Source organism: Acinetobacter sp. 24-47-66 (genome assembly GCF_056779755.1).
The window spans coordinates 1-11,739 of sequence record NZ_JBWYIL010000019.1; the positions used below are offsets into that span (position 1 = coordinate 1).

12 protein-coding genes are annotated in these 11,739 nt (G+C 36.9%); 5 read left to right on the plus strand and 7 right to left on the minus strand.

The window, feature by feature from the left end; translation table 11 throughout:
- Positions 1-252: 252 nt before the first annotated feature.
- Together AC1M84_RS13190 and AC1M84_RS13195 are read left to right on the plus strand one after the other, a co-directional pair.
- Positions 253-1,170 carry a matrixin family metalloprotease gene (locus AC1M84_RS13190; RefSeq protein ID WP_180028797.1) on the plus strand — a complete coding sequence of 306 codons (918 nt, stop codon included), beginning with the start codon at positions 253-255 and terminating at the stop codon, positions 1,168-1,170.
- Between the two features lie 100 nt (positions 1,171-1,270).
- Entirely contained in the window at positions 1,271-1,645 is a 375-nt protein-coding gene (locus AC1M84_RS13195) for a hypothetical protein (protein WP_035270344.1), read from the plus strand.
- Between the two features lie 57 nt (positions 1,646-1,702).
- Here the strand turns inward: AC1M84_RS13195 and AC1M84_RS13200 are convergent, their stop codons facing one another.
- The 3 genes from AC1M84_RS13200 to purE all read right to left on the minus strand — a co-directional run bounded on the left by AC1M84_RS13200 (position 1,703) and on the right by purE (position 5,294).
- Complete coding sequence (locus AC1M84_RS13200) at positions 1,703-2,983, minus strand: lytic murein transglycosylase (RefSeq protein ID WP_481595151.1); 1,281 nt, start codon at positions 2,981-2,983, stop codon at positions 1,703-1,705.
- A gap of 661 nt (positions 2,984-3,644) precedes the next feature.
- Positions 3,645-4,766: a 5-(carboxyamino)imidazole ribonucleotide synthase gene (locus AC1M84_RS13205; protein WP_180028799.1), complete on the minus strand. Its 1,122-nt coding sequence runs from the start codon at positions 4,764-4,766 to the stop codon at positions 3,645-3,647.
- 15 nt (positions 4,767-4,781) lie between these two features.
- Positions 4,782-5,294 (minus strand): 5-(carboxyamino)imidazole ribonucleotide mutase, encoded by a 513-nt coding sequence (purE, locus tag AC1M84_RS13210; RefSeq protein WP_035270333.1) that lies wholly within the window; start codon positions 5,292-5,294, stop codon positions 4,782-4,784.
- A 286-nt stretch (positions 5,295-5,580) separates the two neighbouring features.
- Here purE and AC1M84_RS13215 point away from each other — a divergent pair, with 286 nt between their 5' ends.
- Positions 5,581-6,843 (plus strand): DUF2254 domain-containing protein, encoded by a 1,263-nt coding sequence (locus AC1M84_RS13215; RefSeq protein WP_481589601.1) that lies wholly within the window; start codon positions 5,581-5,583, stop codon positions 6,841-6,843.
- 16 nt (positions 6,844-6,859) lie between these two features.
- Here AC1M84_RS13215 and AC1M84_RS13220 read toward each other — a convergent pair whose 3' ends face one another.
- Positions 6,860-7,204, minus strand: a complete 345-nt coding sequence (locus AC1M84_RS13220) for a DMT family protein (protein WP_035270328.1) — start codon at positions 7,202-7,204, stop codon at positions 6,860-6,862.
- 252 nt (positions 7,205-7,456) lie between these two features.
- Here AC1M84_RS13220 and mpl point away from each other — a divergent pair, with 252 nt between their 5' ends.
- Entirely contained in the window at positions 7,457-8,827 is a 1,371-nt protein-coding gene (gene mpl / locus AC1M84_RS13225) for a UDP-N-acetylmuramate:L-alanyl-gamma-D-glutamyl-meso-diaminopimelate ligase (protein WP_092768737.1), read from the plus strand.
- A 33-nt stretch (positions 8,828-8,860) separates the two neighbouring features.
- Here mpl and AC1M84_RS13230 read toward each other — a convergent pair whose 3' ends face one another.
- Complete coding sequence (locus AC1M84_RS13230) at positions 8,861-9,148, minus strand: GNAT family N-acetyltransferase (RefSeq protein WP_035268576.1); 288 nt, start codon at positions 9,146-9,148, stop codon at positions 8,861-8,863.
- Positions 9,149-9,169: 21 nt separating this feature from the next.
- Positions 9,170-9,457, minus strand: coding sequence for a GNAT family N-acetyltransferase (locus AC1M84_RS13235; protein ID WP_035268578.1), 288 nt, complete (start codon positions 9,455-9,457; stop codon positions 9,170-9,172).
- A 636-nt stretch (positions 9,458-10,093) separates the two neighbouring features.
- Between AC1M84_RS13235 and AC1M84_RS13240 the strand changes: the two genes are divergently transcribed.
- Positions 10,094-11,056: a TerC family protein gene (locus AC1M84_RS13240; RefSeq protein WP_481595152.1), complete on the plus strand. Its 963-nt coding sequence runs from the start codon at positions 10,094-10,096 to the stop codon at positions 11,054-11,056.
- 68 nt (positions 11,057-11,124) lie between these two features.
- Here the strand turns inward: AC1M84_RS13240 and AC1M84_RS13245 are convergent, their stop codons facing one another.
- Entirely contained in the window at positions 11,125-11,700 is a 576-nt protein-coding gene (locus AC1M84_RS13245; protein ID WP_481595153.1) for a nucleotidyltransferase family protein, read from the minus strand.
- Between the last annotated feature and the right edge of the window lie 39 nt (positions 11,701-11,739).

An 11,739-nucleotide genomic window follows, 5' to 3' on the forward strand; every position in this document is an offset into this window, starting at 1 on the left:
TAGATTTTTTCTTCCCTTGCAACCCCTTATTTCACTTATTTTCAACGGGTGTTGCTTTTTTCGACTAAAAAGATGAAAAACATGAATTTTCACTCGTTTTTTAATCATTATTCATATTTATTTTCATCATTCATTTAAATTTTACGAATAATTTTCATTTTTATACACACTGGAGCTCATATATTTTGATGTTTTATTTTCCAAAATGTTTTTTTAGGCTACATTGAATAAAAATTAAGTTGAATTGCTCGCATGATGCGCTCCATTATTCTGATCTTTTCCTTTTTATGCGTTGCATATTTTGCTGTACAACGTTTTATTCATCCTCAATTAAATCACAATTCAACTTTAGATCGGCTTCAACACCCCATTGATCAACGCCTAAGATATCGTATTGGGTTTATTGACCCAAGATTTCAACTTGATACAGAGGCATTACGCCAAATAACTCAAGAGGCAGCGAATATCTGGGAAAATCAAACTCAACAAAAGTATTTCGTTTACGACCCCAATGCTCGTCTTACAATTAATCTCATTTTTGATGAACGTCAAAATGAATCCAATTATAGAAAGCATACGCTAAAGCAATTTGAAAATAGCAAATCATTAGCCGACCAAATGAGATTACAGCTAGAGCAAGAATCACAACAACTTGAATTTTTAAAACAGCAAATTGAACAGCAGCAACATAACTATAGTAGTGATCTAGATCAACATAATAATTTTGTCCACCATATTAATGGCTTAAACACATCTATTACAGATTCACAATTTCAGCAGATCAATACCTCTAAGACACGACTCACACAACAAAAGCTTGAGATTGAAAGCAATATTGAACGATTTAACACCTTACGAACAGAACTCAACGATAAAGTAGAAAAATTCAATCAATCCCAACACCAACAACGTAAAGCCATTGATGAATTCAACCAAGTTTTTCAAGCCAAAATGTTCCATAAAGGCGAGTTTAATGGTCGTGAAATCAATATTTATGAATTTCAATCTATAGATGAGCTTCGAATCACATTGGCTCACGAATTTGGTCATGCATTAGGTCTTCAGCATACTAATGACCCCAATGCCTTAATGTATCCAATTCTAGAAAAGCAGAATTTCTCCAATTTTAAATTGACTGCTGCTGATCTCGAACTACTCAAAAGTCGATAAAATCAGCATCACATCTCAATCCCATAATTAAATTAAGGATTTAATTGAATAGTTTTGAATTCGTGTTAAGGTATTTTAAAATTAATCAGAGGAGAGAGACGTGAGTTATTATCATATTATTCTTGAGGTAAATGATCATATCAGCACGATCGAGGAAACTCGTGATATTGAAATATTTGATATTGTCGAGCTTCAACCTTATCTCTACTCAATTTTACTGCCATATTTCAATAAACAACTCATCGAACTCGATGATGAGAACATTAAATTCGAAGACGTCTTACATATTCAAATTAAGCAAACATTATTACCTATTCAAGATTTAATTGAAGAGGAACAACGCCAGCTTCCAAGCGATACAGATGTCACCATTACAGCTTATGAAATTTTTAACGATCGAGAATTAAGTCAAGATGTAACCTTAGTCATTTTTGACTTACTCGATGCTGTTAAAATCGATCGCTCTATTATTTAGAAACATCATCAGAAAAAAGGTCAACCTATGTTGACCTTTTTTAATCCGAGAACCTATTTATTGCATCATCAGCTGAGCCTGCTCATTTCTAAATGCACTCAATATCTGCTGTCCCGCTCGACCTGTAGGATTTAACCCCAATCGGGTTTGCTCTTGACGAATTGCCTGTCGAGTTTTATCCCCAATTAAACCATCAATCGCACCAATATCGTAACCGCGCTGGATTAAATAGCGTTGAATTTCTCGGCGTTCTGCTCTTGATGTACCAGGATCATCAGTCGGCCAAGCTTTTGCAATTTTAGCTTTTCCTTGCAATCGATCTGATAAATGTGCGATTGCCAACGCATAACTTTCTGCTGCGTTATAACTATATATAGCATCAAAATTTTTAAATACTAGAAAGACCGGCCCAGCACTGCCAGCAGGCGCAAGCAACCCAGCTTGAGAAGATGCAGAAAGATTACCCTGAATTAAAGGGGAGCCATCCACTCTATTCAATCCTTGATTAACCCAATAAGACAATGCTTTCTTATTACGTCGCCCCTCACCTACAACTGACATTCCTGCAGGAATCTGCACTTCAAATCCCCAAGGTTGACCAGTTTGCCATCCTCTTTTCTTCAAAAAATTTGCTGTTGAAGCCAAAGCATCTGGAATACTCGAGACTAGATCACGTCGTCCATCACCATCAAAATCTACAGCAAGCTCATCATAGGTTGAAGGCATAAACTGAGTATGACCAAAAGCCCCTGCCCACGATCCTCTCAATTGTTCTTCCCGAACATCACCACGCTGTAAAAGTTTCATGGTGGTAAAAAATTCACCTCTAAAATACGATTGACGGCGCCCCTCACAGCTTAAAGTTCCCAAAGCTTGAAGCAATGGATAGCGTCCAGAAATATCACCATAATTACTCTCAACTCCCCAAACTGCAACCACCATTTCAGCTGGAATGCCATAAGCCACACTTACACGGTCAAGTGTTTCTCGATGCTGTTGAAGTTTCTGTTGCCCCAATTGAACACGTTCATCATCAACTAAACCTGACAAATAATCCCAAATTGGCGTCGAAAATTCAGGCTGATAATTTAAACGTTCAATCACAGAATAGTCAGGAGTTAAATTCTGCGTGTAACGATCATACGTCGCCGAGCTAACCCCTTTAGTAATCGCTTGTGATTTTAAATTCGAGATGCATTGCTGAAAATTAGGAGCGGATGACACAGTTGCCGTCATGGATGGCGAGGCTGTCACAGACTGACCATTAATAATCAACTCAGCATGAGTTTGAGACATCGCTAAAAAAAATGAACCTATCGTGAGTGCAAGCCGTTGCATAAGACCCTGTAATTCTAAAATGTTGGAATTATGTCTTTACCTTAACAGCTCACTCTAAAAATTAAAGCATCGAATCGTAAATTTAAATTCATACTTTCTACTTTTTTAAATTTATTTTGAAAATTTAAATTTAAAAACTTATCCACAACCTAGTTTTAAATTCATTTGTTATTGAATTTAAATTTAAACCGCCACACAATATTTAAATTCAAAAAAACTTATCCACAGTCATCCAATACCACAAATTAACATAAATCATTGAAAATTATAAATATTAAAATAATTTAATTTACTCAATAGATAAGAATTTAAATATAAATCTTTAAATACATTTTTGAATTCAAACCTCAATAGTAACTTTGAATTCAAAATATCCTGCAAGCCTATTATTTTAAATTTAAAAACTGCGTATGCATTTTATTTGAATTTAAAACCGCTTTGAATTCAAAGTTAAGATGGCTCACATAAGCCATAATCAAACTTATACACAGTTCAAAATATGTGTTCTAATCAGAACTAATAGTATAATTATTATGCAATTTTTTAAAATTTCATCCGACCAATGGCCAGTGATTTTTAAAGAGGCGCAATCATGCCTTAAACAAGATAAATAAAAAAGCGACCACTCGTGTGATCGCTTTTTTTATCAGCAACTTAAAGTTTAGATGGTCATATCTTCACTTAATGCTAATGGGTTTGGTAAAATTTTCGACAACTGACGACAGAGTGTAGTCAATTCTGAGCTATTGATTGGCATTAAGGTAATATGACCAATTTTACGACCTTCACGTTCTGACTTATTATAAAGGTGCAAATGAGCACCCTCTAAAGCCAATACATCTTCAGTCTTTGGATGCTCACCAATAATGTTCACCAATACCGTTGGACGAATTATCTCAGTTGAACCCAAAGGTAAGCCTGCAACAGCACGGATATGGTTTTCAAACTGAGAGCACACAGCACCTTCAATCGACCAATGACCTGAGTTGTGTACACGTGGCGCCATCTCATTAGCATATAAGCCTTTGTCCGTCACAAATAGCTCAAGCGTCAGCACACCGACATAGTTCAAATGGTTAAGCAAGCGAGTGACGTAATCTTGTGCTACAGGTTGTAGATCTACACTGTTCGGTGCAGGGACAATCGAGTGCGATAAGATACCATTGTGATGGTGGTTCTCAGCCAATGGCCATGTTTTCACATCACCATTCTGACCACGTACTGCAATGATTGACACTTCACGCGAGAAAGTCACAAAACTTTCAGCAATCAATTCACCCGCAGGACCAAGTTCCGCCCATGCTTGATCAATTTGATCCGCAGTGCGTAAGACAAACTGACCTTTACCATCATAACCACCACGTGAAGTTTTTAGTACGATTGGAAGACCAAGTTCAGCGACCGCGTTTTGTAAACTTTCTAGTGATGTCACCGCTTTGTAAGGTGCTACTGGAATATCTAACTCATCAAATAACGCTTTTTCAGACAAGCGATGTTGAGCAATCGCTAAAGCCTGACGCGGGGGATGCAGTTGCTTAGTTTCAGTTAATACGTCTACATCTGACAATGGCGTATTTTCAAATTCTAAAGAAAAGACTTCTGCACTATTAATGAAATCCTGTAAGCCATTTTTAGCTTGGGTTGAGATCACTGGACCCAAAGCAGCAGAAGGGCAGTCTGTACTTGCTTCAAAAAAAGTACATTGAATATTTAATGGAAGTGCCGCCTGCGCCATCATTCGACCCAATTGACCGCCACCAAAAATACCGATGGTTTTATCCATAAGATTTCTCTCGAATTAAGCTTGACCAGGAATATTTTTACTCGCAACTTTCTCAGTTTGCGCTAAACGAAAATCGGCTACATTCTTTGCAATATCAGGGCGAGTTAAACCTAAAATTTGTGCCGCCATAATCGCAGCATTGGTCGCACCTGCAGGACCAATTGCCAATGTACCGACAGCAATACCTGCTGGCATTTGTACAATTGAAAGCAATGAATCAACACCATTCAAGATCGAAGATTTAACCGGCACACCTAGAACAGGAAGATCAGTCTTCGCTGCGCACATACCCGGTAAATGCGCTGCACCACCAGCACCCGCAATAATCACTTGGATACCACGATCACGAGCTTGCTCAGCATATTCAAACAAACGATCTGGCGTACGATGTGCTGACACAACTTCCGCTTCAAAAGGTACACCAAGCTGATTCAACATATTGGCAGTGTGTTCGAGTGTCGCCCAGTCTGACTGAGAGCCCATGATAATTCCAACGAGAGGAGTGTCTTGTGAAGCGGCCGCATTCATTGCAATGTTTCCAGAGATTAAAGTAAGAGAGATAAATCTCGACGAGAGCCAAGCTTTAATAAGAACTCACTATTATAGACTGAAAATGAATAGGTCTAAAGTTAAGCTGATAAAATAAGGATTAAAAATATATACTTGTTAATAGACATAAAAATGAATTTTATGATTGGTCATTGTTCTGCCTCATCCACCTTAAACATCTGGCTCATTCAAGATAAATTGAAATTGAATTTGGATTAAACTGAACTAAGCCATTCAAATTAAAAAATAAAAAGGAGAATATAGAATGTGGTTTAAACTGAAATTATGGTGGAATAACCCTGCAGAAAATTTATGGTTTACACCAGCACTTGGAGCTTTATTAGCGATTTTTTTCTCTTTATTTGCAACTGCAAGTCGTTATTTTATTCCATCACACGCGGTTCCAAATATCAGTATTGAAACACTAAGTAGCCTACTGGATATCATTGCTTCGAGTATGCTGGCGGTCACTACATTTTCACTTTCGATTATGGTTGCCGCATTTGCTTCAGCTTCATCGAGTGGTACGCCACGTGCTTATAAGCTGATGATGAATGATGATAATACTCGTCTCGCAATTACCAGTTTTATTTCCGCATTTATCTATGCCGTCATCGCAAAAATCGCTTTAGGTTTACAATATTATGGCGTTTCGGGTCGATTTGTCTTATTCGTAAGTACCATTTTGGTTCTCATTTATTTGATTGTGACATTAATTCGCTGGGTACAAACATTGTCTCAGCTTGGCACATTAACCAATGCTATTTCTAAAATTGAAACAGCAGCATCTCAAGCTTTAAGTACATTCCGTACACACCCCAACTTTGGCGCTTCTGGACAAAAACCATTGGGCGAAAGCCAACTCAAAATACACCCAAAACAGACAGGTTATTTTACTCATTTTGATATTGAGTCCTTAAATCTTCTTGCTCAAACTCACAATGCACATATTCATCTTGCTTTTCTTCCTGGGAAATTTGTAGACCCATCACTGGTTCTGATTGAAGTCTTTGCAGAAAATCTAATAGATGATGAAGAATTAAAAAATTTAGAACAACAAATTCATGAATACGTAATTATCGAAACGAACCGTAGCTTTTTACAAGACCCAAGATTTGGTTTATTGGTCATGAGCGAGGTTGGACAAAAAGCGATGTCAGCTGCAATTAATGATGTGGGTTCAGCAATTAGTGCGATCAATGCCTTAACGCGGATTATTATTGATAGTCAGCCAGATCCAGAACAGAAAACTTTTAATTTCTCGAATATCAGTGTCGATATGTTTGATATTCGTGAGTTTATTAGCAGTAGCTTTGCACCGATGGCACGGGACTGTATAAGTAATATCGAATTAAATCAAAGAATAATTAAATGCTTATCCATGATTGAAAAAAATGTATCTGAACCGGAACTACGGGAAGCTGCTCATGAAATGGCACATGAAATCTTGGCACGCTGCTTAAAACATTTTGATTTTGAACCTGATCGTCAAAGATTAGTTCGGGAATATGAAAATAACTTTAGTTAATCTTCATCCTTTTGAATCATGGTGTTCTAAATACAAAATAGACACAACCACATAAGCAAAGTGCAGCCCATACATAATCTAATTTGAAAGGCTGTTTAAACATGAAAATCATGAAAGGAACAAATACCAATAGCGTAACGACTTCCTGAGTGATTTTCATTTGTCCCACAGCCCAGCCATTTTGAGCCAGCATCTTGGTTGCAGGAATCATTAAGCTGTATTCGAATAATGCAATGATCCAACTAAATAGAATGGCTTGCCATAAAGGGGCATCATGCGGCAAAAATTTTAAATGACCATACCACGCCAAAGTCATAAAGCAATTTGCTAAAATCAGAAGCAATAAAGGTAAATAAATCATTTAAATCTCAAGTTAAATCGTCCGCGTTATTCTACGATTAAATCATTTCGTTTCATCATACTAGATTAAAAATATTTATAGATTTTAGCTCATAAGTTTAAAAATTTATTTCTGCAAAATTTTACGGAATGCCTTCTAATAATCACTATCTTTTCACCAAGACCCTTGTTATCGTTGACATCAAATCAAATAACACATGACAACAGCACCAAAAAGATGTTTGTGTCGAAAAGAGTAGTGGAGTAAATCATCATGCATCTGCATATTTTGGGAATCTGTGGCACCTTTATGGGATCGTTAGCACTGTTAGCTCGAGACCTAGGGCACACAGTGACAGGCTCGGACCAAAATGTGTATCCACCTATGTCGACACAACTTGAAAATGCGGGTATTACCTTAATGCAAGGTTATGACCGTAGTCATTTGCAACCACACCCAGATTTAGTGATCGTTGGTAATGCCATGAAACGTGGAATTGACGCCGTTGAATACATGCTAAATCAGGGTTTACCCTATATCTCTGGACCACAGTTCCTTGCCGACCATGTGCTACAAGGTAAACATGTATTAGGGGTTGCTGGTACACACGGAAAAACAACCACTACCACGATGTTAGCTTGGGTATTAGATCAAGCGGGCTTGGAACCGGGCTTTTTAATTGGTGGTGTACCACTTGGATTTAAAGAAAGTGCTCGTCTAGGCGGAGGTCAATATTTCTGTGTAGAAGCAGATGAATACGACTCTGCCTTCTTTGATAAACGATCTAAATTTGTTCATTACCATCCAAAGACAGCTATTCTGAATAATCTTGAATTTGATCATGCAGATATCTTTGATGATCTCGCTGCCATTCAAAAACAATTTCATCATTTGGTTCGTACTATTCCAAGTGAAGGCCGTATCATCGCACCAATCACTGAATCAAATATTGATGAAGTTTTGTCACAAGGCTGTTGGACACCGATCGTCCGTACATCGCTTGAATCTCATGATCAAGCAACTATCTCTGCAAACCAACTTTCTGCAGATGGTACTCATTTCCAAGTCTTAAAAGACGGCGAAGTAAAAGGTACAGTCCAATGGTCGATGACAGGTCAACACTCCGTTGCAAATGCTTTAGCAACCATTGCAGCTGCAGAGCATGTAGGTGTTTCCATTGAAACTGCATGCGAAGCATTATCGAATTTTGGTGGTGTAAAACGCCGTATGGAGCTCCTCGATACCATTCGAGGTATTGAAGTTTTCGATGATTTTGCTCATCACCCAACAGCAATTGACACAACACTGGATGGTGCTCGTAAACGACTAGGCGAACGTAAACTATGGGCTATTATTGAGCCGCGCTCAAATACGATGCGAATGGGAAGCCACAAAGATGGTTTAGCATATTCTGCTCGATTGGCAGATGAAGTGATTTGGTATCAACCTGAGGGTTTAGATTGGGATCTACAACCTGTTGTTGAAGCTGCTCCGAATAAAGCTGTGGTAGCGCGTACTTTAGAAGAGATCATCCGAAATGTCGTGAATGAAGCAGGCGAGGGGGATGCCGTTGTGATCATGTCAAACGGTGGATTTGGTGGTTTGCATCAAAAACTCATTCAAGCACTCAAAGCAAAAGAATAAATAAAAAAGCCCGCTCTGCGGGCTTTTTTATATTTAAGCGATAACGTCATGATATTCATTATGAAAACGCTTAAACATGACAACCACATAAGAGCAAGTTGGAACAATTTTTAATTTTTCTGTACGAGCAAATTCTACAAGTCGATCTAACAATAACTTTGCAGTTCCTTGTCCACGTAAACGATCATCGACCCAAGTATGATCCGCTATAATGATCTGTGGAGTTTGGTAACGATAGCTGATTTCTGCAATTCTTGATTGATCTGCGTCCGTGAGATAAAACTCACCGCCTTTCACACTATCGATATGTTCAAACTGCATATGACCGCTCACTGTATGATTTTATTTAAACAGAACATCATGGATTGCTTCATCTTTGTTGAAAACAGATTTAGCAAATGGACAAAGCGGTAGGATTTTAACATTCTTTTGACGAGCTAATTCCACCGCACGGTCAACAAGTTGACGTCCCACGTTTTGCCCTCTTAATGAATCATCAACCCAAGTATGATCAATAATAAATTTATCTTCACCTGCCCATGAATAAGTCATTTCAGCTAAATGATGGCCATCTTCACCAATAAAAAACTCACCTTTTGATCCATTTTCTTGATGTTTAATTTCTAACATTATCATTATCCTATCATTCGTTATTAAATATAGATTAGAACGACATATTTACATAACACTATGAAAAAATGGGACAAACTTGTCTATCAATTACAAATTCAAAACTTTAATTTATTTTAAAAAAAGAAATATTATAAAAAACAAAAATATATATTGTCAGTCATAATCATTAAATGTTATTTTTTTAATATATAAATGTATTATTATTGTTAAAACATTAATGAGTAAATGAAATGGATATCTATTTAATATCAATTGTAGTATTGATCATCATTGCAATAATCTTATTAATTTCAATTTTTAAAGACAAATTTAATAACCCATTTAAATAATTTGCACACAACTTATAAGTGTGTCATCCTTTGTGCACTCGAAATCAAATGAAACGATTTCAACGTAATTTATTATCAAATTTGAACAAGGGGAGTAGCCTCCTCCAACAGTACTTAAATACTGTGTCAGAATATCGTCATTACACTTTGAAAGAAGTCGGTATCTGAGCATCATTTCGATTATCTAAAATGCATAATCAAAATGGTGTAGGCAAGACCTTGATCATGTTGTTTCAGAATTATTATCTGGCAACTGGTCGAGGTTTTTTTATGCCAAAATCAATTGCCAGTATTGGAGATCACTATGGAAACCATAGGCAATATTTGGCTTTATGTCATTTTTTTTGGCATCGTCACGATTATGCTCTTAATTGACTTTCTAGGTTTTAAACAAAAAGAAGGTCAAGAAGTTAAAGTTAAAACTGCTGCTTATTGGAGTATTGCATGGGTCACTGTCGCAACACTTTTTGGTGGTGGACTATGGCTATATCTAGAAAATACCGCTGGTATAAACGTAGCCAATACGAAAGTTATGGAATATTTTGCCGGCTATTTACTGGAAAAGTCACTCGCAATTGATAACGTCTTTGTGTGGCTAATGATTTTTGCTGCATTCGCTATACCTCCTGCACTTCAACGTCAATTACTCCTTTATGGCGTATTGGGCGCTATTATTCTCAGAACAATTTTTATTTTTATCGGTGCGTGGTTCGTTCAGGAATTTTCTTGGATCCTCTATATCTTCGGTGCTTTCCTTGTATACACCGGATTTAAATTCCTTAAAGGACAAGAGGATGATCCAAATATTGAAGATATGGCCATTCTTAAATGGCTACGTAAACACATGCGAATTACTCCTCAATTGGAAGGAAATAAATTTTTCGTAAGGCAAACTGGCGTTCTAAGGGCAACCCCATTATTTTTAGTGCTGATTTTAGTCGAGGCCTCTGATGTTATTTTTGCAGTCGATTCTATTCCAGCGATTTTTGCGGTGACCACTGATCCTTTTATCGTCCTTACAGCCAACTTGATGGCTATCCTCGGTCTACGGGCTATGTTTTTCTTACTGTCTGGAGCCGCTTCAAAAATGCATTATTTACCTTATGGACTTGGGGCTATTTTAATTTTTATCGGTTTCAAAATGCTTATGCTTGACGTATTTCATATGCCAATTTGGATTTCATTAAGTTTTATCGTTATTGTCCTTTCAATTACTGCATGGCTTTCAATCCGTTATAGTAAAAAACATCATCAAACGACCTTATAAGGTCAAACTTTGTTGAATTCAATAAAGCCTTCATCTGAAGGCTTTATTTATATCCTTAGATGAGCCATCTAATTCACAAAGCTTAACTTAGGCCATCGTTCCAAAAAACATTTTGACTTAAGCCTATGTTCAAAGACTCCACGTGAAACCAAACGATCATTCCACCTTAATTTTAAAGTAAATAAATCTTCAAGCCCCAAAGGTGCGAGAATTTCAATATGATTATTCTCCATTAATTTGATGGCGATTGCGGTTGCCGTTTCTGGCCAAAAACTCATAGCATGATGTACTGAAGTATATGGATCAATTTGAGCACCTTCATCAGTTCTGTACCAATGATGTACCAGAGCTTGATTTGTAATGTCCCAGTGAATATTAGGATATCTATGTTGAAGTGCATCCTTTAAATAATTTCGCCTCTCATCCATTTTTTCTGAAGGATCAAAATAGATGACATCAATTTCAGTTTCAAAAATTGAATAATTTTTATTATGTAAATAAGACCAGATCCAATTTCGAATCAAGCCCGCACTAAAATAGGCCGCACTATCAATCTGACGTAAACACTGTAAAAGTTCATAAATATCTGCATTAGATCGTATTAAATGACTTAACTTCTCATATAAGTCCATGGGTAAATTCACTTTATATCTTTTGATTAGAATTTAACATTTCCACTTAGC

Bases quoted from the DNA above. Each gene is read 5' to 3' on its own strand.
- AC1M84_RS13205 (WP_180028799.1), bottom strand. From the start codon at position 4,766: ATGGATAAAACCATCGGTATTTTTGGTGGCGGTCAATTGGGTCGAATG.
- AC1M84_RS13235 (WP_035268578.1), bottom strand. From the start codon at position 9,457: ATGTTAGAAATTAAACATCAAGAAAATGGATCAAAAGGTGAGTTTTTT.
- AC1M84_RS13230 (WP_035268576.1), bottom strand. From the start codon at position 9,148: ATGCAGTTTGAACATATCGATAGTGTGAAAGGCGGTGAGTTTTATCTC.
- AC1M84_RS13215 (WP_481589601.1), top strand. From the start codon at position 5,581: ATGTGGTTTAAACTGAAATTATGGTGGAATAACCCTGCAGAAAATTTA.
- AC1M84_RS13190 (WP_180028797.1), top strand. From the start codon at position 253: ATGATGCGCTCCATTATTCTGATCTTTTCCTTTTTATGCGTTGCATAT.
- AC1M84_RS13200 (WP_481595151.1), bottom strand. From the start codon at position 2,983: ATGCAACGGCTTGCACTCACGATAGGTTCATTTTTTTTAGCGATGTCT.
- purE (WP_035270333.1), bottom strand. From the start codon at position 5,294: ATGAATGCGGCCGCTTCACAAGACACTCCTCTCGTTGGAATTATCATG.
- mpl (WP_092768737.1), top strand. From the start codon at position 7,457: ATGCATCTGCATATTTTGGGAATCTGTGGCACCTTTATGGGATCGTTA.
- AC1M84_RS13220 (WP_035270328.1), bottom strand. From the start codon at position 7,204: ATGATTTATTTACCTTTATTGCTTCTGATTTTAGCAAATTGCTTTATG.
- AC1M84_RS13240 (WP_481595152.1), top strand. From the start codon at position 10,094: ATGGAAACCATAGGCAATATTTGGCTTTATGTCATTTTTTTTGGCATC.